Raw genomic sequence first — 22,021 nt, 5'->3', positions numbered from 1 at the left:
CCCTTAAAACGGCGAATTCTGAATGAAAGCCAGCAGATCGGCGTTGAAGCGATCGGGATCGGCCTGCGCCAAACCGTGAGCGCCGCCGGCGTAAACATTCAGCTCCGCCTGTTGCATAAGCTTAGCGGCTTTCAGCGCCGAGGCGCCGATCGGCACGATCTGATCGGCGTCGCCGTGCACCAGCAACGTCGGTTTATCGATCGCCAGCAGATCGGCGGTAAAGTCCACTTCGGAGAACTCGCGCACACAGTCGTACTGCCCCTTGACCCCGCCCTGCATGCCCATCAGCCAGAAGCTGTCGATCAGCCCCGCGTTGCTCTCGACTTCATCGCAGTTGAAGCCGTAGAACGGCACCGCCAGATCTTTGAAGAACTGCGAGCGGTTGCCCGCCACGCCGCTGCGAATGCCGTCAAAGGCCGCCATCGGCGAGCCCTCCGGGTTAGCGGGCGTTTGCAACATCAGCGGTGGCACCGCCGCCACCAGCACCACCTTTGCCACCCGCTCGCTGCCGTGGCGGCCGATATAGCGCGCCACTTCACCGCCGCCGGTGGCATGGCCGACCAGGATCAGATCGCGCAGATCCAGCGTTTCGATCAGCAGAGCCAGATCGTCGGCGTATTGGTTGATGTCGTTGCCGTGCCAGGTCTGATCCGACCGGCCGTGGCCGCGGCGATCGTGGGCGATCACGCGGAATCCGCTCTGGCCGAAAAACAGCATCTGGTTGTCCCAGGCGTCGGCGGACAGCGGCCAACCGTGAGAGAACAGGATCGGCCTGCCGCGGCCCCAATCCTTATAGAAAATGCGCGCGCCGTCGGGCGCGGTGAGGATGCTCATGACATGTTCCCCGCTCGGTATCGAATTGGATTTTGTACGGGATAACAGTACGGCAGGCGTAAAAGCAGTGATAACGGAATAATTTTCGCATGATCGCGAGTTTTTTTGCTGGAGAGGCCGGCGTGGCCGCCGGCTCAGTCAGGGATGCCGGTTAACGGCTATGGTGTTGCTGCAGCCGTTCGCTGCGGTAAAAGCTCAACAGGCACCAGCCGAGGGCGATCAGCGCCAGCGGCGCGGCGACGAAACCGATGTTGCCCATGCCCAGATGCAGGCTCACCTGGTTGCCCAGCAGCGCGCCGCTGCCGATGCCGAAGTTGTACAGGCCGGAGAAGATCGCCATCGCCACATCGGTGGCGTCCGGCGCCAGGTTCAGTACCTTGGCCTGCATCGACAGGCCGATGGCCATGATCGCCATGCCCCAGAAGATGCACAGCACCGTCAGGTGGTTTTCGCTGCCGGCGGCCGGCAACAGCAGCAGCAGGCTCAAAGCCAGCAGCGCGATGGCGCCGATAAAGAAGCCGGAAGGAAAACGCTCGCTGTAGCGGCTGAACAGCAGGCTGCCGACGATGCCGGCGGCGCCGAACAGCAGCAGCATCAGCGTAGTGAAGTTCTCCGACAGCCCGGCCACGGTCTGGATAAACGGCTCGATGTAGCTGTAGGCGGTGAAGTGCGCCGTCACCACGATGATGGTCAGCATGTACAGCGCCACCAGCGCCGGGCGTTTGAACAGCAGCGGCACGCTGGCCAACGAACCGGAATGCTCGCTTTTCAACACCGGCAGCAAGCGCCACAGCAGCACCAGCGCCAGAGTGGCGCACACCGCGATGCCGATAAAGGTCATGCGCCAGCCGAGCAGTTGCCCGACCACCCGCCCGAGCGGCAACCCGAGCACCATCGCCAACGCGGTGCCACCCGCCAGCAGGCTCAGCGCCTGCGCTTTTTTGCCCGGCGGTGCCACGCGGATCGCCAGCGAGGCGGTGATCGACCAGAACACCGAGTGCGCCAGCGCCACACCGGCGCGCGAGATGACCAGCGTGGTGAAGTTCCAGGCCACGGCGGTCAGCACGTGGCTGGCGATGAACAGTATGAACACGCCGATCAGCAGCTTGCGGCGCTCAATTTTGCTGGTCAGCAGCATACACACCAGCGAGGCGGCGGCGACGATCCAGGCGTAAATGGTGATGATCAGGCCGACCTGTTCAGTTTGCATCGAAAAGCTGGCGGCGATATCGCTCAGCAGACCGACCGGAATAAATTCGGTGGTGTTGAAGATAAAGGCCGAGACGGCGAGGATGACCACGCGCAACCAGGCGGTTGAGCGCGAAACGGCAGCATGTTCCATGGTAAACAAAATCCGGGCAGGTGCGGGCAAGTAGCGATATTTTAACCAAGCCGCGCGCCAAATGCGATATCCATCACACTTTAAACATGTGGTTTTTTTCGCCGCATTTCGACACATTCGCAGACACACGTTTGCACAAATGCTGTGCTAATCTATTGAAGCGTACCAATTTTTCCTGCCGCTGTTCCGCCTGGCCACCGCAGACGACGCGCCACGCCGAAGCACCGCGCAGTGTCCATTTGGCGTTTCCTGAGGCGAGGTCATTATGTCCGCAATTTATGATTGGTCCGTGCTCGCATTGCGCAATGTTTACGATCGTCGCATCCAGGGCCAACCGGTGCTCGACAGCGCCGCACTGTTCCCCGACGCCGAACGTTTCACCACCCAGTGGCGGCAGATCCGCGAAGAAGCGCTGACCGTCGCCCACGATCTGCACAATATCCCGCGCTTTCACGAGATCATGAGCCAGCAGGCGTCGATCTCCGCCAACGATGCGCGCGACTGGCGCATGTTCATCATGAAGGCCTACGGCCAGCCGATCGCCCGCAACCTGGCGCGCTGCCCGACGCTGGCGGCGCTGATCGCCTCGTCGCCGGACGTGCTGTCCGCTTCGCTCTCCTTCCTGGCGCCCGGCAAACAGGTTCCGCCCCATCGCGGGCCGTTCCGCGGCATCCTGCGCGGCTATCTGGTGCTGGACATGCCCAAACGCCCCGACGGTGAACCCGCGGCGGTGCTGAAAGTGGACGGCCGCGAATACCGGCTGCACGAGGGGGAGTTCATGCTGTGGGACGATACCTTCGAACACGAGGTGTGGAACGACAGCGCGCAGGTGCGCACCGTGCTGCTGCTGGACATTCGCCGCCGCGACATGCCCGGCGGGCTGCGGCTGCTCTCCAGTGCCATCATCGCGCTGGTGCGGCTGAACGTGCGCTGGATGCAGCGCCAGTTTTGAACGCGGGCGTCCCTGCCCTTGGGCGGCGCTCAGCCGCCGCCCAGATAGGCCTTTCTCACCTCCGGATCGTTCAACAGCTCTTGGCCGCTGCCGGTGAGGCGGATCTGGCCGTTGACCATCACATAGCCGCGATCGGACAACTTCAGCGCGTGGTTGGCATTCTGCTCCACCAGAAACAGCGTCATGCCGCTGCGGGTCAGCTCGCGCAGCACGCCGAAGATCTGCCGCACCACGATCGGCGCCAGCCCCAGGCTCGGCTCGTCCAACAGCAGCAGCTTCGGCCGGCTCATCAGCGCGCGGGCGATCGCCAACATCTGCTGTTCGCCGCCGGACAGGGTCATCGCCCGCTGGTTGCGCCGCTCCTTGAGGCGTGGAAACAGCTCGAACATGCGCTGCAGATCTTCCGCCAGATAGCGATTGCCGACGGTGATGGTACCCATCAGCAGGTTCTCCTCCACGCTCATGTCCGGGAAGATGCGCCGCCCCTCCGGTGACTGCGCGATGCCGCCGGCGGCCACGTAGTGCGTGGAGCGGCGGCTGATGTCCTCGCCGCCAAACAGGATCTGCCCGCCGGCGATGCGCGGCTGGCCGAAGATCGACATCAACAGCGTGGATTTGCCTGCGCCGTTGGCGCCGATCAACGCCACCGTCTCTCCTGCGTTGACCTGCAGCGACACCTTGCGCAGCGCCTGGATCGGCCCGTAAAACACGTCCACCTCGCGAAATTCCAGCATCGCTTCGCTCATCCCGCCAGTTCCTCTTCGTCCGCGCCCAGGTAGGCGGCGATCACCGCCTCATTGTGCTGGATCTCCTGCGGCGTGCCGCGGGCGATCACGTCGCCGTGATCGAGCACGATCACCCGATCGGAGATCTCCATCACCATCCCCATGTCATGCTCGATCAACAGCACCGTGATGCCGTGATGCTGCCGCAGGAAGCGGATGATGCGGCTCAGCGTGGCCGTTTCCACCGGGTTCAGCCCGGCGGCCGGCTCGTCGAGGCAGATCATCTCCGGCGCGGTGCACATGGCGCGCGCGATCTCCAGCCGCCGCTGCTGGCCGTAGGACATCTCCCCCGCCAGCCGGTTGGCACAGTCCACCAGATCCACCACCTCCAGCCAGTAGAAGGCGTGATCCAGCGCGGCGCTCTCCGCCCGGCGGTAGCCCGGCGTATTCAGCACCCCGGCGATCAGGTTGCGGTTGCTCTGCATGTGCTGCGCCACCAGCAGGTTCTCCACCACCGACATTTCGCGGAACAGGCGGATATTCTGGAAGGTACGCGCCAGCCCGGCGCGGTTGACCAGGTGGGTGCCGCCGAACATCTTGTAATAGAGGCGCGAGCCAAGCCGCTTCGGGCGTATCCAGTCGCCGGCGCGGAACTTCTGCCCCAGCACCCGGATCACGTCGGTGGGCCGCTTATGGGTATTGAGCAAGATCGCGCCGCCGGTGGCGCGGTAAAAGCCGGTCAGGCAGTTGAACACCGTGGTCTTACCGGCGCCGTTGGGGCCGATCAGCGCAGTAATGGAGCCACGCTCCACCTCCAGATTGACGTCGTTCAGCGCCTTGATGCCGCCAAAATGCATCATCAGGTGCTCCACCCGCAAAATGGCGTCGCTCATGGCACCACTCCCTTGCGTGCGGCAAAGCTGGCGCGGCTGATGCGTACCAGCCCGCGCGGCCGCCAGATCATCATCGCCACCATCAGCACGCCGAACAGCAGCACCCGGTATTCGGCGAAGCTGCGCAGCAGCTCCGGCGCCACCGTCAGCACGAAGGCCGCCAGCACCACGCCGAGGGTGGAACCCATGCCGCCCAGCACCACGATCGCCAGGATCAGCGCCGACTCAAAGAAGGTAAACGAAGTCGGGTTGACGAAGCCTTGATAGGTGGCGAAAAACACCCCCGCCAGCCCGGCGGTGGAAGCGCCCAGCATAAAGGCCGACAGCTTCACCAGCACGTGGTTCAGCCCCAGGGAGCGGCAGGCGATCTCATCCTCGCGCAGCGCCTCCCAGGCGCGGCCGATCGGCATGCGCGTCAGCCGGTGCTTGATGTACAGCACCAGCAGCACCACCAAAAACAGCACTGCGTAGATGAAAATGAACTTGAGGTTGGGGTTGTAATCGATGCCGAGAAACTCGTGGATCGGCACCCCGCCGTCTTTGGCGCGCCGGCCGAACTCCAGGCCGAACACCGTCGGTGCCGGCACCGAGATGCCGTTCGGCCCGCCGGTGAGCGACATCCAGTTGTTCAGCACCAGCCGGATGATCTCGCCGAACCCCAGCGTGACGATCGCCAGGTAGTCGCCGTGCATGCGCAGCACCGGAAAGCCCAGCAGCGCGCCGGCCAACGCCGCCATCAGCGCCCCCAGCGGCAGCATCGCCCAGAACCCCAGCCCGAGATACTGATAACCCAATGCCAGGCCGTAGGCGCCGATGGCGTAAAACGCCACGTACCCCAGATCGAGCAGCCCCGCCAGCCCGACCACGATATTCAGCCCCAGGCCGAGCAGCACGTAGATCAGGCCGAGGATCGCCACCGTCAGCAGGTATTTGGTGGCGACGAACGGGAACAGCAGCGCGATCGCCGCCATGAGCGGCAGGATCCAGCGCAGGTTGGATTTATAGCCCAGCGGCCGCACATAAACGCCGTCGTTGCCGCCGTCGAAGCGCGCCAGCACCTTGCGCCCCGGCGCGGTTTGCAGGAACAGGCTCAGCAGCAGCCGCCCGGCCATCACCGCGACGATAATCCACACCAGCCGGTGCGGCTCGAAGTTGAAGCTGTAGCCGTTCAGCACGATGCCGACGATCGGCCCGAACACGATCAGGGCGATCAGCCCGGCCAAGACGGCGTCCAGCAGGCTGCGTTTAACGTCCAGCCCGCCGTTGATCACGGATTGCGACATGGCGTTCTCCTTAAACCTTGGCGATCAGCGGCCGGCCGAGCAGGCCCTGCGGACGGAAGATCAGGATCGCCACCAGCAACCCGAAGGAGAACACGTCCTTGTAATCCGAGTTCACCATGCCGGCGAACTGCGCCTCCGCCACCCCGAGCAGCAGCCCGCCCAGCATCGCGCCCGGCAGCGAGCCGATACCGCCCAGCACCGCGGCGGTGAAAGCTTTGATGCCGATGATAAAGCCGACGTAAAAGTCGAAGGTGCCGTAGTTCATGGTGATCAACACCCCGGCCAGCCCGGCCATGGCGGCGCCGATCACGAACACCAGCGAGATCACCCGATCGGTATTGATACCGAGAATCGAGGCCATTTTGCGATCCTGCTGGGTGGCGCGGCAGATGCGCCCCAGCCGGGTGTGCTGGATGATGTAGGTGAGGATCGCCATGCCGAGCAGCGACGCCACCAGGATAAACACCTTGGTGTAGGTGATCTGCACCACGCCGCCGTCGAACTCCAGGCGGAACACGCCGCTGAGCAGCGTCGGGATACCCTGCTGGCGCGGGCCTTGGCTGATCTGCGCGTAGTTTTGCAGGATTAACGACATGCCGATGGCGGAGATCAGCGGCGCCAGGCGGGTAGAGTTACGCAGCGGCTTATAGGCGATGCGCTCGATCACCCAGCCGTACACACCGGTGATGACGATGGTGAACACCAGCGTGCCGAGGATCAGCAGCGGGAACGAGTGCAGCCCGAAGAACGACAGCAGCGCCAGGCCAATGGCGCACAGGTAGGCGGAGATCATGTACACCTCGCCGTGGGCGAAGTTGATCATGCCGATGATGCCGTAAACCATGGTGTAGCCGATGGCGATCAGGCCATACACCGCACCGAGAGTCAGGCCGTTGATCAGCTGTTGCAGAAAGAATACATCCATAATGAGCAGTCTCGCCTGGTAAGGCCGCCAACGCAGTCCGACGCGGCCCAAAGGTCATCGCGGAACGGGCTCGCCAGGGCGGCGAACCCGTCGGTCATAGGGTCACAACTTCAATGTTCGCCGTTTTACAGTTGGTGATATTTGCCCTTGTCATCCCACTGATAGACCACGTAGTCCGATACCTTCAGGTCGCCCTTCTGGTCCCAGGCTTTCTTGCCCATCACGGTGTCCACGTCGTGCGACTTCAGCCATTCGGCGGCCTTGGCGCTGTCTTTGCCGCCGGTGGCGTTGAAGGCGGCGGCGATCGCCTGGATCGAGGCATAGGAGTAGAGGGTGTACCCTTCCGGTTCAAAGCCGCTGGCGCGGAACTTGGCGATCACCGCCTTGCCTTCCGGGATCAGGCGCGGATCGTTGCCGAAGGTCATCAGCACGCCGTTGGTGTACTGCGGCCCGCCGGCGGCGGTCACCAGCTCTTCGGTCACCACGCAGTCGCCGGAGAAGAACTTGGCGGTCACGCCCTGCTCGCGCATCTGGCGCACCAGCGGCCCGGCTTCCGGATGGCAGCCGCCGAAGTAGACCACGTCCGGCTTGACCGAGGCGATCTTGGTCACCAGCGCGTTGAAGTCTTTCTCGCCGCGCGACAGCCCCTCATACAGCACCTCTTTGACTCCGCGCTTGTTCATCGCCGCCTTGGCGGCGTCCGCCAACCCCTGCCCGTAGGTGTCTTTATCGTGGATCACCGCGATGCGCTTGGCCTTCAGGGTGTCCAGCATGTAGTTGGTGGCGATCGCGCCCTGCTGATCGTCTCGCCCGCACATGCGGAACATGGTCTTCATGCCGCGCTCGGTGATTTGCGGGTTGGTGGAGCCGGGGGTGATGGCGATGATGCCGGCTTCGTCATACACCTCGGAGGCGGGCATGGTGGAAGAGGAGCAGAAGTGGCCGACCACCGCCGAAACCTTGTCCTGATCCGCCAGCCGGTTGGCGACCGCGACCGCCTGTTTCGGTTCGCAGGCGTCATCGCCCTGCACCAGCTTGATTTTTTCCCCTTTGATACCGCCGGCGGCGTTGATGTCCGCCGCCGCCTGCGAAGCGCCACGCCAATACTGATCGCCGTAGGTGGCGTTCGGCCCGGAGAACGGCCCGGCGACGCCGATGACGATATCGGCCTGCGCGGAAAACGCCGTACCTAAACAACCGATGAGCAAAGCAGCGAGCGGACTTTTTATCAATTTCGATGACATTGTTATCTTCCTCAGCACTGTTTTCATACCCTGGATAAGCGGCGCTGCCTCAAGGCGGCAAGGGCATGAACGCCGGGAGCTGGCTCAAGGCCAGTGACCGGGGTGAATGCTCGCAGCCAACACCGAGGCGGCGTCAAATATGACGGGTATAGCGGAACGCCCGGGGGCGCGGAACTTTCACTTTATGTGTAGACGGGGAAAATAATTTTCTTGAGAGCGCAGTCGCATTCCCCAAAAATGGGTAAGCAAAAATCCAGCCATTGTGACGACGAATACATATTCTTTGCTTATTCATCCTACATATCAGTTGCGGCGCGGCGTTTGGCGGGGATAACGGAGCCAGGGCCGAGCGGCTAACGTGAAAGGAGATATGAGAGGAAGAGTGGCCCTGCACCATCGCCGTGCAAGGGCTTGTGCAAGCGACGCGACAACGAGACAGGCGGGAAAAATCACCGCCTGGCGGTGAAAAATGCCGAAAAACAGCGCAAAGTGCTCACTCCCTCAGCAAACGCACTTTTTTTGCAGTTTAGCGCTTTGACAAACCCCAAGCACCCCGCTATTATTCGCCCCGTTCACACGATTCCTCTGTAGTTCAGTCGGTAGAACGGCGGACTGTTAATCCGTATGTCACTGGTTCGAGTCCAGTCAGAGGAGCCATATTTAGAGAAGCCCGCTCAGGGAAACCCGAGCGGGCTTTTTGCTTTTTTGCCGTTAGCGTTTACAGCACAACTTCGTAGTGAGAGCCGTCCGGCAACTCGACATCCAGGCGCAGTTTGCCGCCTGCCGCCTCAACGTAGCGTTTGAGCGAAGACAGTTTTAGATCGCGGCCCGGTTTTTCCATCACGGCCACGGTCGGCTGCCGGATCCCCAGCGCCTGCGCCATTTCAACCTGCGTTTTCTGTACTTTTTCGCGCAGCTCGGCAAGGTGAATGTTCAGCATGATGTCCGCCGCCAGCGCCTGCGCGTTGGCCACAACCTCGGGCTTTTCATCCGCAATAAGCTGTTCCAGCGTTCTGCCCATCGCGTCACTCCTTCTCGTTTAATGTGTTCAGCCAGTTCGTAAATTCCCGATCGGCAATCTGAAGCATTCGATCGTAAAAGCGTTTTTCATTGCCGGCTTTATTGCCCGCGCAAAGCACAATGCCAATACGGTACGGATCGAAAGCGAAGAATGCCCGCAACGGTTCGCCACGGCTCTGAATGCGCAACTCTTTCATATTGCTGTAACGTGAGCCTTTAACCGTATCGGCATAGGGTCTGGGCAGACCGGGCCCCTTTTCCCGTAGGACCATCAATGCAGCAAGCACACCGGCCCGATCGGCATCGTTGAGTGAGCTAAACCAGTAATCAAACGCATCCGTTGTTTTAATTTCCCACACGGGACCTCCCTGCAATATAGATCAACAACTATATAGATGTAAAGCTATAGCAGAGAGGCGCAGGGATGACATGCAAAGGCATGCGTTGTGACTGCAAGGCTGAACGTACATCCGGGCATTTTGCAACTGCCGTGCGCGGTATTCATCTTTTTACGAGCAGTGCCGAACAATCGAGCAGAGGCACGGGGCGTTTCCCCGGCCCCGTTATAAACCCTGTCACAAAATGCGCATGCCGTTTTTAGCCCCTGATGTAACAGGCACCAAGCGGGCTATGGGTGAGCGACACGTGACATCCGCGTTACGGCTAAGCGAGCCTTGCCCCTATCGCCCCAGCAGCACCGTTGCCCAAACAACGACGGTCATCACCACCGCCACCAGCTGCGCTGCGCCGCCCAAATCTTTGGCGCGTTTGGATAACGGATGCAACGCCAGCGAAATGCGGTCGACCACGGTTTCAATCGCCGTATTAAGCAGCTCCACCACCAATAGCAGGAAGCTGCAGGCGATTAATAACAGCCGCTCCATTTTTGGAATATCTAAAGTAAATGTAACAACCAGTAAAATGGCGTTAATAACCAATAATTGGCGAAACGCATCTTCGGTAAGCACGGCGTCAGTCAAACCGGCCCATGAGTTCCTTATGCTGTAGGTTAATCGGCTTATTCCCTTTTTCTTTTTCACAGGCATACATTCTGCTCTCATCAATATCACGACGGCCCCCGTAAATAAGTCACGTGCCGTGAATTTATCTCGGATTTATTAATTAAAGATGCTAACCGTTCCCCTCGGGAGAAACGTAATTCACTCGCGCAGCACCACCAAACAACCGCCCGACCATACCCTGGCGCGGTTATTCTTCTGATGACGTTAAAAGGCGATGCGTTATCAGCCGGTTAAAGCGTTTTCTCGTACAAACGGTAGCGCTTATAAGGAACCGCGCCGATGCGTTCTAAAATCGTCCGCATGCCGGTATTGGTTTCCAGGATCCACGACATTTCCAGCGCGTCGATATTGCGCTGCGCGAAAGGCTCGCGCAGCGCCTCAATCAGCAGCAGCGCAATAATCGGCCCGATGCGGCTGAATTGATATTCCTGGCGCACGCCCATCAACGGCACGCGCGCGGTGCGCACGCCGCTGACCTTCAGCCGCCACAATAACTTCGCCCAGCCGAACGGCAATAACCGCCCCTGCAGATCGGCAATCGCTTCGTTAATGTTCGGCAAGCCGACGATAAAGGCGCAGGGCGCGCCATCCACCTCGGCGATATGGATCATATCGTCGGGCACCAGGAATTTCAGCTGATCCCCCATGGTGGCGAACTCGTGCTCGGTGAACGGGACAAACCCCCAGTTATGCTGCCACCCGGAGTTGAACACCTCCCGCAGCACCTGCATCTCCTCCCGAAAGCGCTTGCGGTTGAGGCGCCGGACGGTCACCTTTTTGCGCACCTGATCCATCATCCGGGTTAACGACGGCGAAAAATGCAGGTCGGTTCTTTTCATCCAATAGGCAAACAAATCAATCCCTTCGCTGTAGCTCTGCTGCGCTATCCGGGCCGCGTAATAGGGTTTGGCATGCGTCATCAGGGCCGACGGCGGGGTGTCAAACCCCTCGACCAGCAGGCCGCTTTCCTGATTGATATTGAGGCTGAACGGCCCGGTGATTTTCCGCGCGCCTTTCGACCTCAACCACGCTTCCGCCGCGTTGAATAGCGCGGTAAAAACGGCGGGATCGTCAACGGCGTCGATCATGCCGAAGTGGCCGGTATCCTCACCATGCAGCTCACGGTGCAGGGAATCAATTTGTGCGGTGATGCGCCCAACGACCTTCCCCTGCTTTTTGGCCACCCACGCCTGCCATTCGATATGGTCAGTACCGGGATTCTTCTTTGACAGGTGCTCCTCGCGCTCTAAATACAGCGGATCAATCCAGTTCGGATCATCGCGAAACAGTAACGAAGGGAAAGCAATAAATTCTTTAAGTTCGCGTTTATCCAGAACTTTCTCAATACTGATCATAAATAGCCTTACGTTTTCATGAAGCAATTAAATAAGCGCGCGACAACGCCTTTAGCATTTTTTATGCTGTTCTCTTTTATTGGATTGTGTACTGCCTTCGGTTTAACGATAAGAAAAACCGAATATTACCCCCGGTAAATCAGCGTATTATTTGCCCGACACTCGCCCTATGGTTTCCACGATTGTTCGAAAAAAGGGAAGCCGAAAGCGGCGCTCACACGCTACGCTAATAGCCTATTTTTATTATTTAGTGCTGTTTCGGCAAAATAAATCCGCCGCTTTCAGTGTACCGACTTTAATCAGGAGGGGCACCGCCATTTTTACCACTTAATGCTCTTTTTAAGATTCAGGTTAAATGAGCCGTTCACTTTTGAATTTCTTGCGGCATACTGTTTAGGAAGTGTTTAAGTTAGAAAATAGCCATGCGCGAGGTCATAACCTATGAGCCGACAGTTATTTCCTGCCCGGCAGATGCAGACTAAAGAGCGGCGAAACCCGGCTATTACCCTGGCCGCCCGTATATCTCGAAGGCGCCGTTCAAGGCTGATAACGCGGGTCACTCACGCTCTACCTGGGTAATAACCTGCGTGCCGAATAAGCACGGCAATATACGCTGTTCGCGGAATGAAGATGGTTGAATAACAAACTTATTCAAAACCTATTCATAGTAAAATATCAATTACCTCGCCAAGAGTGATTTATCTCTTTTGGTGATTTTTAATCTATGGCTAGTTTGTCTATGTCTGAAACAAGTTCCGTTCATTCTCTTCCCATGCGCTATGCGGACTTCCCCACTTTAGTGGCCGCGTTGGATTACGCGGCGCTGGGCAATACGGGAATGAATTTTTACGACCGTCGCAATCAACTCGTGACCGTTCTCGAATACCGCACGCTGCAACAAAAAGCGATCGCGGGCGCGCGGCGTTTATTGTCCCTGAAGCTCAAGAAAGGCGATCGCGTGGCGCTGATCGCCGAAACCAGCGCGGGATTCGTCGAAGCCTTCTTCGCCTGCCAATATGCCGGCCTGGTGGCGGTGCCGTTGGCGATCCCGATGGGCGTGGGCCAGCGCGATTCCTACACCACCAAACTGAAAGGGCTGATCGCCAGCTGTAACCCCGCGGCAATCATCAGCAGCGAAGAGTGGACGCCGCTGATCGCATCGGCCACGGGAAGCGCGCCAGCGCTGCACATCCTCAGCGATGCGGACTTTAACGCCTTGCCTGAGCCGGAGATCGCGTTGCCGGCGCCCTCGCCCGACGATGTCGCCTATCTCCAATACACCTCGGGCAGCACCCGCTTTCCGCGCGGCGTGATCATTACCCAGCGGGCGGCCATGGCGAACCTGAACGCGATCAGCCGCGACGGCATCAAGCTGCGCGCGGGCGACCGCTGCGTCTCCTGGCTGCCCTTCTATCACGATATGGGCCTGGTCGGTTTCCTGCTGACCCCGGTGGCGACCCAGCTGTCCGTCGACTACCTGCGCACGCAAGATTTCGCCATGCGCCCGATGCAGTGGCTAAAACTGATCGCCAAGAATCGCGGCACGGTCTCCGTCGCCCCGCCGTTCGGCTACGACCTGTGCCTGCGCCGCAGCAACGCCAAAGAGCTGGCCGATCTGGATCTCTCCAGCTGGCGGGTCGCAGGCGTCGGCGCCGAGCCGATCCCGGCCGAACTGCTCGGCCAGTTTGGCGAACACTTCAGCCACATCAACTTCGACAGCAAAGCCTTCATGCCCTGCTACGGCCTGGCCGAGAACACCCTGGCGGTGAGCTTTTCCGACCCTTGCTCCGGCCCGCAAACCAACGCGGTCGACCGCGATATTCTGGAGTACGAGGGTAAAGCCGTTGCGCCGGGCAAGAAGACCCGCGCCGTCTCGACCTTCGTCAACTGCGGCCGAGCGCTGCCCGGCCACCGCATCGAGATCCGCAGCGAAACCGGGCAACCGCTGCCGGAACGCCAGGTCGGCCATATCACGATTTCCGGCCCCAGCCTGATGAACGGCTATTTCTGCGACGACGAATCCCAACAGCAGATCCAGGTGACCGGCTGGATGGACACCGGCGATCTCGGTTATCTGCTGGACGGCTATCTGTACGTCACCGGCCGCAAGAAGGATTTGATCATTATTCGCGGCCGCAATATCTGGCCGCAGGATATCGAGTACGTCGCGGAATCCGAACCGGAAATCCGTTCCGGCGATGCGATTGCCTTCGTGACCGAAGAACACGACGAAGCGGCCAGGATTATTTTGCAAATCCAGTGCCGAGTCAGCTCGGAAGAACGCCGGGAGCAAATCGTGCATTCGCTGAGCGCGCGCATTCAAAGCGAGTTCGGCATCGCGGTGGACATCGAGCTGCTGCCGCCGCACAGCATTCCCCGTACGTCGTCGGGCAAACCCGCCCGCGCCGAGGCCAAAAAACGCTGGCTGAGCGCTTCGCTCTACCCGCACATGCCGCAGCTGGCCGGTTTCGCGCAATGAGCGGCACCGTGGCGGTGACGGGCGCAACCGGCTTTATCGGCCGGCACATCGTCCAGGAACTGCTGGCGCAAGGGTTTAGCGTGCGCGCCCTGACGCGGCGCGCCGGAAAAGCCACCGCCGACAACCTGCAGTGGATCCCCGGCGCGCTGGAAGATCGGCCCTCGCTCACCGAGCTGGTGCGCGGCGCAGAGTGCGTGGTGCATTGTGCGGGCCAGGTGCGCGGGCATGCGGAAGCGGTGTTCACCCGCTGCAACGTGACCGGCAGCCTGAATTTGATGCAGGCCGCCAGGCAGAACGGCCGCTGCCATCGCTTCCTGTTCATGTCGTCGCTGGCGGCCCGCCATCCGGCGCTGTCCTGGTACGCCCATTCAAAACAGGCCGCCGAACAGCAACTCATCGCCGCCACGGGCGATATCGCGCTGGGGATTTTCCGCCCGACGGCGGTTTACGGGCCCGGTGATAAAGAGCTGAAACCGCTGTTCAACGGCCTGCTGCGCGGCGTGCTGCCCCGGCTGGGCGCGCCTGACGCCAGGCTCTCTTTTCTGCACGTGAGTGACTTGGCCAAGGCGGTGAGCCAATGGGTGCAGGCCGAACCCGCGCAGCCGAATATTTACGAACTGTGCGACGGCGTGGCCGAGGGCTATAACTGGCTGCGCCTGCGGGACATCGGCGCCGCCGTGCGGCACGGGCCGGTGCGTCTGGTAGGCATTCCGCTGCCGCTGCTGAAAGCCCTGGCGGATATCAGCGTGTTGTGGAACCGCTTGGTCAAACAAGAGCCGATGCTGACGCGCAGCAAAATACGCGAGTTAACCCATCACGACTGGTCCGCCAGTAATCACGCGCTGTCGCAACAGATTAATTGGTTTCCACAGGTGAGTTTGGAGCGCGCGCTGCGTGAAGGGCTGTTTTAATTATTCCAAGTAGAGGTGTGTCAACGTTCTTATGCTAAATCGCGATGCTGTAATGGATTATATCCTGACGTGTTTGCAAGGTATCGTCGAAGGCGGAGTGGAAATAAAACCTGATAGCGATCTCGTCAATGATCTTGGCCTGGAGTCCATCAGAGTCTTGGATCTGCTGATGATGCTGGAAGATGAATTAGATATCTCCATTCCTATCAATATATTGCTTGATGTCAGAACGCCTGAGCAACTGCTTGACGCGCTGCGCCCTTATCTGGAGAAAAGCCATGGGACTGTATGATAAGTTTGCGCGGCTCGCCAATGACCGTGAACAATTTCAAACGTCCGGTCTGAATCCGTTCGGCACCTGTATCGACGAAGTGTATTCCGCCACCCAGGGCCGCATCGGCGATCAAAAGATTGTCCTCGCCGGCACCAATAACTACCTTGGCCTGACGTTCGATGCGCAGGCGATCGCCGCCGGCCAATCGGCCCTGGCCGCGCTCGGCACCGGCACCACCGGCTCGCGCATGGCAAACGGCAGCTACGGATCGCACCTGACGCTGGAACGGGAGCTGGCGGCATTCTTCGATCGCCCCAACGCCATCGTGTTCTCCACCGGCTATACCGCCAACCTGGGCGTCATCAGCACCCTTGCGGGGCCGGGCTCCGTGGTGTTGATCGACGCGGACAGCCACGCGAGCATTTACGACGCCTGCGCCCTCGGCGGCGCGGAGATTATTCGCTTCCGCCACAACGACGCCGCCGATCTGGAGCGCCGCATGGTGCGCCTGGGCGAACGCGCCCGCGAGGCGATCATTATCGTGGAAGGCATCTACAGCATGCTGGGCGACGTCGCCCCGCTGGTGGAAATCGTCGACATCAAGCGGCGGCTGGGCGGGTATCTGCTGGTTGACGAAGCGCACTCGTTCGGCGTGATGGGCGAGCACGGCCGCGGCCTGGCCGAAGCGCTGGGCGTCGAGCAAGACGTGGATATTATCCTGGGTACCTTCAGCAAAAGCCTGGCCTCGATCGGCGGTTTCGCCGTCGGCGGCAAGGGGATGGACGTGCTGCGCTACAGCAGCCGGCCGTATATCTTTACCGCTTCGCCGTCGCCTTCCAGCATCGCGTCGGTGCGCACGGCGCTGCAAAAAATCGCGCGCCATCCCGAACTGCGGGAAAAACTGTGGAGCAACGCGCACCGCCTGTACCACGGCCTCGCCGAACTGGGGTATACCCTGGGGCCGCGCATCAGCCCGGTGGTGCCGGTGATGATCGGTTCGAAGGAAGAAGGGCTGCGTTTCTGGCGTGAGCTGATCGCCCACGGCGTGTATGTGAACCTGGTGCTGCCACCGGCAGCGCCGGCGGGCGTCACCCTGCTGCGCTGCAGCGTCAATGCCGCGCACAGCGATGAAGAGATCGACACCATCGTGCGCGCCTTTGCGGCGCTGAAAAAATAAAGTCTTTCCCTCTCGGCCGCGGCGGCGGTGCCGAAAACGGCATCGCCGCCCTGCCGAACCCATGCGCACCCTAGTGCGCAGCGGTTGATGCCTCATTCACCGAATAACGATATCCCTGCGCCACCATAAATTCTGCGATGGCTTTTTCCGCCGCCGAAAGCACCTCCTCGATCGGCCGATCGGCATCAAGATCCACGATGTCGGCACCTTCGAACGTCAATAACGGCGTGACGGCGATCTTCTTCTCCAGCGCCGCTTTGCGGTGATCGGGCTTGCGCGCACAGGCCACGTCTAGACTGACATTCAGCTTGAGAACCAGATCCGGTTTTTGCCCCGCCATCCATTGGAACGCCGCCCGCTCCTGCGCCGCCAGCCAACGAACGAAACGGCTCCCTTCGACGTCGGCGGGAAATACCGTGCCGTCATAAGCGCCGGGAATTTGCGCCTGCGGAAAACGGTCGGTCAACACGATGAACCCCTGCCGACGAAACGCCAGCATGCGCCGAAAACGCAGCAGCCGCCGCCCCACGAAGGCGATGATCACCGCCGACGGCAACAGGCCAATCCGGGATTTTTTCGTTTTGACTTTTTTGGTATTGCTCTCGATAGCCTTGCCCACCGAGCGCCCGAGCAACGGCAATTTCGCCGCCGCGCGCCCAACGTTGCCCGCCTGTTTGCCCAAATGCACCTGAACCGCCGGGCCATAATGTTTCACATATTCGATCAGATGTTCACAAACGGTGGACTTACCCGATCCGTCGCTGCCGATAACCGCAATCAACGGCGGAAATTTTGCACTCATAATAAGACTCTCTTTCAATACACCAGAAACGGCGTGCCATGTTTGAAGCGAAATCGCGCTTAACGTTGCCGTGGCCACCGCGCAAAATAAATTGCCGTAACGCAGCGCCAAACAGCACAAAAGATTAAGCGAGAATTGAAAACCTCTGCTCTTTTTTTGCCGTGAGCCATGCCGAAAATTAACATAAAAAGCGAAACCGCCCCACGCGCAGACAATTAGCACAAAATAACAAGAACGAACGTCATAAATATTAATTCAAATAACGAACAAAAATACACATTCAATTATTTTATCGCGGCAAAGCACAATAAATATCTTGAACCCAAGGCGTATTGGAATACAATAGTTTTTTTCGCATTGGATCAATTATTGTGAGTCAGCAGATAAGACCTTCGTCTGATCGCTCGCCCGTGCGCGTAATAGCGATAACCGGCTGTGACGGCTCGGGAAAATCCACCTTGGCCGCCAGCTTGGTCGACGCCTTATCGCCACAAGAACCTGCAGAACTGCTGTATCTCGGCCAGTCTTCAGGGCGTATCGGCGAATGGATCAGCGCGCTGCCGATTATTGGCGCCCCCTTCGGGAATTATTTATTGAAGAAATCGCAACGCGTGCACGAGCGCCCTTCCACGCCGCCGGATAATGCCACGGCACTGGTAATTTTTTTACTTTCCTATTGGCGAGTTTATAAATTCCGCCGCATGTTGGCGAAAAGTCGCCGGGGCGCATTACTGATTACCGATCGTTATCCGCAGGCCGAAGTGGCAGGGTTTCGTTTCGATGGCCCGCAGCTGGCGAAAACCGCCGGCGGCAATCGCTGGGTACGCTGGCTGAGAAAGCGCGAACAAAGTCTGTACCAATGGATGGCATCTTATCAGCCCCTATTATTAATTCGGCTGGATATTGACGAACAAACGGCCTATTCACGCAAACCCGATCACTCGCTGGCGGCGTTGCGTGAAAAGATCGCCGTCATCCCGCACCTGACGTTTAACGGCGCTAACATACTGGATTTAGACGGCCGCGAACCGGCCAGCCATATTTTTGACGAATCGCTGCGCGCCGTTCAAATATCGTTGAGGGCCGCCAATGTCTAACCGACAAATAACCTTTTCGTACCGAAACAAATGAAAAAAAATAAACTTTCTGCCGAACAGCACGCCTCTTCCGCCTGCATTAACGGGCTGGTTGCCGTGGTGGGCAGCGACGGCACGGGCAAGTCCACGCTGACCGCCGATCTGGTCAAGAACCTGCAGCAGCATTGCCCCACGGAGCGGCGCTATTTAGGGCTGATCTCCGGCGAAGACGGCGACAAAATCAAGAAGTTGCCGTTCATCGGCGTATGGCTGGAACGGCGCCTGGCGGCCAAATCCGATAAAACCCAGCGCATGAGCAACCAACCGCCGGCGCTGTGGGCGGCGCTGATCATGTACGGCTTTTCGCTGTGGCGCGCATCCAACCTGCGCAAGGTGCGGCGGCTGGCGCAGAGCGGCGTGCTGGTGATCAGCGATCGCTACCCGCAGGCGGAAATCTCAGGTTTTTACTACGACGGGCCCGGCATCGGCGTGGAACGCGCAAAAGGTTGGCTACTGAGCCGCCTGGCGGCGCGCGAACGCCGTTTATATCAACACATGGCCGTCTATCGGCCGGAACTGATCATTCGCCTCGATATCGACGTCGATACGGCGTTTTCCCGCAAGCCCGATCACAGCTATGAAGAGCTGAAAGACAAGATCTCCGCCATGGTGCGCCTGCAATACAACGGCGCGCGCATCATCGAACTGGACGCCAGAGCCCCCTACGACGAGGTGCTGAGCAACGCGCTCAATGCCATTTCCGCCGTGGTGAACCCCGCGAAGCGCCCACAGAGCGGCACCGGGCAACCCGGCGGCGAAGAAACTCAGGTTTATTAAACGGATACAGGGCAAGCGCATGACTGCGGAACACAAGATGCAGAAAAACAACGACAACGGCTGGTTTAGATTATGAAACGCTGGTTTTCCGATGGCGCGTTTCGCTCCATTTTACGTAATGCCGCCTACTTAGGCTCCGGCAGCGTGGCCAGTGCGTTGCTCGGCCTGCTGGCGCTCTCCTGCGCCGGTAAAGGCATGTCGCCTGAAATGTTCGGCGTGTTGGTGGTGATCCAGGCCTACACCAAGGCGGTCAGCGATTTCATCAAATTCCAGACCTGGCAGTTTGTGGTGCAATTCGGCACCCCGGCGCTGGAGCATCAAAATACCGGGCGCTTCCGCGACGTCGTCGCCTTCTCCTTCGGGCTGGATATCGCCAGCGGCGTCATCGCCGTGCTGGGCGGCATGGTCATGCTGCCGTTCTTATCCCATGCCCTGGGGCTGGACAGCGAAAGCTTCTGGCTCGCCATGCTGTACTGCACGCTGATCCCGTCGATGACCTCGTCCACGCCGACCGGCGTGCTGCGCGCCTTCAACCGCTTCGATCTCATCGCCATCCAGCAGGCGATCAAGCCGTTCCTGCAGGCGGTGGGCAGCGTCATCTCCTATTATTTCGATCTGGGATTCCCCGGCTTTATCGTCACCTGGTACGCCTCTAACCTGATCGGTGGCACGCTGTTTTGGTGGTTCACCGCGCGCGAGCTGCGCCGCCGCGCTATCCACGGCGCGCTGAGGCCACGGCTGTTCAACGCCGCGCGCCGCATCGAAGGCGCCTGGAACTTCGTCTGGACCACCAACATCGCCCATACCATCTGGGCCGCGCGCAACTCCTGCACCACCGTGCTGGTGGGCGTGGTGCTCGGGCCGGCCGCCGCCGGGCTGTTCAAGATCGCCATGACCTTCTTCGATGCGACGGGCACCCCGGCCAAGCTGCTGGAGAAAAGCTTCTACCCCGAGATCATGCGCCTGGATCCGCGCACCAAGACCCCGTGGCTGCTGGGCCTGCGCTCCTCGCTGCTGGCCGGCGGCATCGGCCTGGCCGTTGCGGTGCTGATGCTGCTGGTGGGCAAGCCGCTCATTTCCGCCGTCTTCGGGCAGCAATACCTGGAAGCCTATGACCTGATTCAAATCATGCTGGGCGCGATCATCGTTTCCATGATGGGCTTCCCGCAGGAATCCTTACTGTTTATGGCAGGCAAGCAGCGCGCCTTCCTGATCGCGCAGGCGACGGCCTCGGCGGCCTACATTGCGCTGCTGGTGTCGATGGCGTATGCCTTCGGCGTGCAGGGCGCCGCCTTCGCTTATTTACTGGGGCAATGTTTAGACGTTCTGTTATCCCTGATACCGACGATCGGCGCCTACCGCAATCGCTTTACGTTGGGGCTGAATGTGCCCAAAGAGAGTAATTAATGACCGCTAACAATAATTGGAAGAAGTTCTCCGCCGAGACCACCCAGGCGCTGTTTGTCGCAGTGGAAGAGGACGACCTGGTTGAGGCGAATATCAGCCTGCCGCAGCAGATTGATTTGCAGTGTTCCCCCGAGAGCATTCGGGACAACTACGCGCTGTGCCTGCAGTTTTGGGAAGACGGCTTTTCCCGCCGCGAGCTGCTGCAATTGGTGAACGGTTTCCTGCAAGACCCGCAGTTGGCGGCGGCCACCCGCATGCGCTACAAATATATCCGCGCCCGCTATAAGCACCTGCGCTTCGCCCAGCAGCTGTACGGCGCGCCCCACCGCGCCAACCGCCTGTTCCACACAACCACCGTGGTGCTCGGCCATTTTCAGGACGCGTTTCGCAACGGCAACCAGAAGAACCTGACGCTGTACGGCAACCTGCTGCGGCTGCTGCTCAGCAAGCCGGTGTGGGCTTACGTGCGCTATGCGCTGCGCCACGCCCGGCTGGAAAGCCCACGGGGCTTTATCACCTACCGCCAGGAGCAAATGCGCCAGCTGCAGGCGCTGATCGCCAACCCGGCGCTGACCGGGCATCAGTTCCACGACGTGCGCAAAATCGTCAGCCGCCAGGTGTCGTTTTACGACACGCTGAGATCGATCGATCCCGATAACCGCGAAGCCCGGCAGATCTCGCGCTTCCTGGCGGCGATTAACGGCCTGATGGGCGACCGGCATGACGTGATGGTGGCGGACAAGCTGGCCGGCGGCGATAGCTATGACCGGCCGGCGATCCTGGATATCGACATCCGCCAGCGCCTGGAGCTGCTGCTGGCGCGCTTTCCGCTGTCGTTTTCCCCGCCGGCCATCGCGGCGGGCAGATAAGCGCGTTGCGCGGAGCCATGATGACGTTACGCCGCTTGCTGACCCTCGCACTGCTGCTGCCGCCGCTGGCGGCGCCTGCGCATAACTTCGTGCATGGCCGGCCGGTGGCGCCGATCGCCATCGCCGATCGCGGCGAGCTGCTGCTGCGCAACGGCGATTTCCACTATCGGCCGTGGAACAGCGCAAAACTGGCGGGCAAGGTGCGGGTGATCCAGTACATCGCCGGGCGCACCTCCGCCAAAAAGAAGAACTCGCTGCTGATCAACGCCGTCAAGGACGCGAACCTGCCGGGCGATCGCTTCCAGCCCACCACCATCGTCAACACCGACGACGCGATACCGGGCTCCGGCTTTTTCGTGCGCGGCAAGATCGAGAAAAACAAGCGGCATTACCCCTGGGCGCAGTTCATCGTCGACAGCGACGGGCTGGGGCGCATGGCCTGGCGGCTGCCGGAGGAGGGCTCCACCATCGTGGTGCTGGACAAGGCCGGGCGCGTGCAGTGGGCGAAGGACGGCGCACTCACCCCGCAGGAAGTTGACCAGGTGATCGCCCTGCTGCGCACCCTGATCGACCGGGAGACGCCATGAAGCGCAC

22 protein-coding genes and 1 tRNA gene are annotated in these 22,021 nt (G+C 60.2%); 11 read left to right on the top strand and 12 right to left on the bottom strand.

The features are described 5' to 3' along the window. Positions 1-3 precede the first annotated feature (3 nt). A complete protein-coding gene (locus BHU62_RS09190; RefSeq protein WP_073531633.1) occupies positions 4-834 on the bottom strand; it encodes an alpha/beta fold hydrolase in 831 nt (276 codons plus the stop codon). A 151-nt stretch (positions 835-985) separates the two neighbouring features. Next, a complete protein-coding gene (locus tag BHU62_RS09185; RefSeq protein ID WP_073531632.1) occupies positions 986-2,176 on the bottom strand; it encodes a sugar transporter in 1,191 nt (396 codons plus the stop codon). 265 nt (positions 2,177-2,441) lie between these two features. Between BHU62_RS09185 and BHU62_RS09180 the strand changes: the two genes are divergently transcribed. Continuing rightward, positions 2,442-3,128, top strand: a complete 687-nt coding sequence (locus tag BHU62_RS09180; protein ID WP_073531631.1) for an aspartyl/asparaginyl beta-hydroxylase domain-containing protein — start codon at positions 2,442-2,444, stop codon at positions 3,126-3,128. Positions 3,129-3,157: 29 nt separating this feature from the next. On the opposite strand, the gene BHU62_RS09175 is transcribed toward BHU62_RS09180, so the two are convergent. The 5 genes from BHU62_RS09175 to BHU62_RS09155 all read right to left on the bottom strand — a co-directional run bounded on the left by BHU62_RS09175 (position 3,158) and on the right by BHU62_RS09155 (position 8,198). Further along, positions 3,158-3,874 (bottom strand): ABC transporter ATP-binding protein, encoded by a 717-nt coding sequence (locus BHU62_RS09175; RefSeq protein WP_073531630.1) that lies wholly within the window; start codon positions 3,872-3,874, stop codon positions 3,158-3,160. Then, on the bottom strand, positions 3,871-4,746 hold the full coding sequence (locus BHU62_RS09170) for an ABC transporter ATP-binding protein (protein ID WP_073531629.1): 876 nt from the start codon (positions 4,744-4,746) through the stop codon (positions 3,871-3,873). The genes BHU62_RS09175 and BHU62_RS09170 overlap by 4 nt, the downstream gene beginning before the upstream one ends. Further along, positions 4,743-6,029: a high-affinity branched-chain amino acid ABC transporter permease LivM gene (gene livM / locus BHU62_RS09165; protein ID WP_073531628.1), complete on the bottom strand. Its 1,287-nt coding sequence runs from the start codon at positions 6,027-6,029 to the stop codon at positions 4,743-4,745. Before livM ends, BHU62_RS09170 begins: the two co-directional genes overlap by 4 nt. A 10-nt stretch (positions 6,030-6,039) precedes the next feature. Continuing rightward, positions 6,040-6,954, bottom strand: a complete 915-nt coding sequence (locus BHU62_RS09160; protein WP_073531627.1) for an ABC transporter permease subunit — start codon at positions 6,952-6,954, stop codon at positions 6,040-6,042. 125 nt (positions 6,955-7,079) lie between these two features. Beyond that, positions 7,080-8,198: a branched-chain amino acid ABC transporter substrate-binding protein gene (locus BHU62_RS09155; protein WP_073531626.1), complete on the bottom strand. Its 1,119-nt coding sequence runs from the start codon at positions 8,196-8,198 to the stop codon at positions 7,080-7,082. Positions 8,199-8,779: 581 nt separating this feature from the next. Here BHU62_RS09155 and BHU62_RS09150 point away from each other — a divergent pair. Next, a tRNA-Asn gene (locus BHU62_RS09150) sits at positions 8,780-8,855 on the top strand. A gap of 61 nt (positions 8,856-8,916) precedes the next feature. Here the strand turns inward: BHU62_RS09150 and BHU62_RS09145 are convergent. The 4 genes from BHU62_RS09145 to BHU62_RS09130 form a co-directional block, all read right to left on the bottom strand. Continuing rightward, positions 8,917-9,219 (bottom strand): XRE family transcriptional regulator, encoded by a 303-nt coding sequence (locus BHU62_RS09145; RefSeq protein WP_049200011.1) that lies wholly within the window; start codon positions 9,217-9,219, stop codon positions 8,917-8,919. A 4-nt stretch (positions 9,220-9,223) separates the two neighbouring features. Further along, entirely contained in the window at positions 9,224-9,577 is a 354-nt protein-coding gene (locus BHU62_RS09140; protein WP_073531625.1) for a type II toxin-antitoxin system RelE/ParE family toxin, read from the bottom strand. Between the two features lie 321 nt (positions 9,578-9,898). Beyond that, on the bottom strand, positions 9,899-10,264 hold the full coding sequence (locus tag BHU62_RS09135; protein ID WP_073531624.1) for a diacylglycerol kinase: 366 nt from the start codon (positions 10,262-10,264) through the stop codon (positions 9,899-9,901). Positions 10,265-10,470: 206 nt separating this feature from the next. Next, on the bottom strand, positions 10,471-11,595 hold the full coding sequence (locus tag BHU62_RS09130; RefSeq protein WP_073531623.1) for a GNAT family N-acetyltransferase: 1,125 nt from the start codon (positions 11,593-11,595) through the stop codon (positions 10,471-10,473). Positions 11,596-12,334: 739 nt separating this feature from the next. Here BHU62_RS09130 and BHU62_RS09125 point away from each other — a divergent pair. The 4 genes from BHU62_RS09125 to spt are packed head-to-tail and all read left to right on the top strand — an operon-like array spanning position 12,335 to position 16,436. Then, on the top strand, positions 12,335-14,074 hold the full coding sequence (locus BHU62_RS09125; protein WP_171971305.1) for a fatty acyl-AMP ligase: 1,740 nt from the start codon (positions 12,335-12,337) through the stop codon (positions 14,072-14,074). After that, positions 14,071-14,985, top strand: a complete 915-nt coding sequence (locus tag BHU62_RS09120) for an NAD-dependent epimerase/dehydratase family protein (protein WP_073531621.1) — start codon at positions 14,071-14,073, stop codon at positions 14,983-14,985. The genes BHU62_RS09125 and BHU62_RS09120 overlap by 4 nt, the downstream gene beginning before the upstream one ends. 31 nt (positions 14,986-15,016) lie before the next feature. Continuing rightward, on the top strand, positions 15,017-15,277 hold the full coding sequence (locus tag BHU62_RS09115) for an acyl carrier protein (RefSeq protein WP_019453571.1): 261 nt from the start codon (positions 15,017-15,019) through the stop codon (positions 15,275-15,277). Beyond that, positions 15,264-16,436 carry a serine palmitoyltransferase gene (spt, locus tag BHU62_RS09110; protein WP_073531620.1) on the top strand — a complete coding sequence of 391 codons (1,173 nt, stop codon included), beginning with the start codon at positions 15,264-15,266 and terminating at the stop codon, positions 16,434-16,436. The genes BHU62_RS09115 and spt overlap by 14 nt, the downstream gene beginning before the upstream one ends. Positions 16,437-16,506: 70 nt before the next feature. Here spt and BHU62_RS09105 read toward each other — a convergent pair whose 3' ends face one another. Further along, positions 16,507-17,238, bottom strand: a complete 732-nt coding sequence (locus tag BHU62_RS09105) for an ATP-binding protein (RefSeq protein ID WP_073531619.1) — start codon at positions 17,236-17,238, stop codon at positions 16,507-16,509. 371 nt (positions 17,239-17,609) lie between these two features. Between BHU62_RS09105 and BHU62_RS09100 the strand changes: the two genes are divergently transcribed. The 5 genes from BHU62_RS09100 (at position 17,610) to BHU62_RS09080 (ending at position 22,014) form a co-directional block, all read left to right on the top strand. Next, positions 17,610-18,335 carry a hypothetical protein gene (locus BHU62_RS09100; RefSeq protein ID WP_073531618.1) on the top strand — a complete coding sequence of 242 codons (726 nt, stop codon included), beginning with the start codon at positions 17,610-17,612 and terminating at the stop codon, positions 18,333-18,335. Positions 18,336-18,365: 30 nt separating this feature from the next. After that, positions 18,366-19,151: a hypothetical protein gene (locus BHU62_RS09095; protein WP_073531617.1), complete on the top strand. Its 786-nt coding sequence runs from the start codon at positions 18,366-18,368 to the stop codon at positions 19,149-19,151. A gap of 72 nt (positions 19,152-19,223) precedes the next feature. Continuing rightward, positions 19,224-20,558: a lipopolysaccharide biosynthesis protein gene (locus BHU62_RS09090; protein WP_073531616.1), complete on the top strand. Its 1,335-nt coding sequence runs from the start codon at positions 19,224-19,226 to the stop codon at positions 20,556-20,558. After that, entirely contained in the window at positions 20,558-21,427 is an 870-nt protein-coding gene (locus BHU62_RS09085; RefSeq protein WP_073531615.1) for a hypothetical protein, read from the top strand. The genes BHU62_RS09090 and BHU62_RS09085 overlap by 1 nt, the downstream gene beginning before the upstream one ends. Positions 21,428-21,447: 20 nt before the next feature. Further along, on the top strand, positions 21,448-22,014 hold the full coding sequence (locus tag BHU62_RS09080; RefSeq protein ID WP_073531614.1) for a YtfJ family protein: 567 nt from the start codon (positions 21,448-21,450) through the stop codon (positions 22,012-22,014). Positions 22,015-22,021 lie beyond the last annotated feature (7 nt).

It is taken from the genome of Serratia marcescens (assembly GCF_001902635.1).
Lineage (GTDB): Bacteria > Pseudomonadota > Gammaproteobacteria > Enterobacterales > Enterobacteriaceae > Serratia > Serratia marcescens_F.
This window is presented reverse-complemented; position numbering and strand designations above follow the sequence as displayed.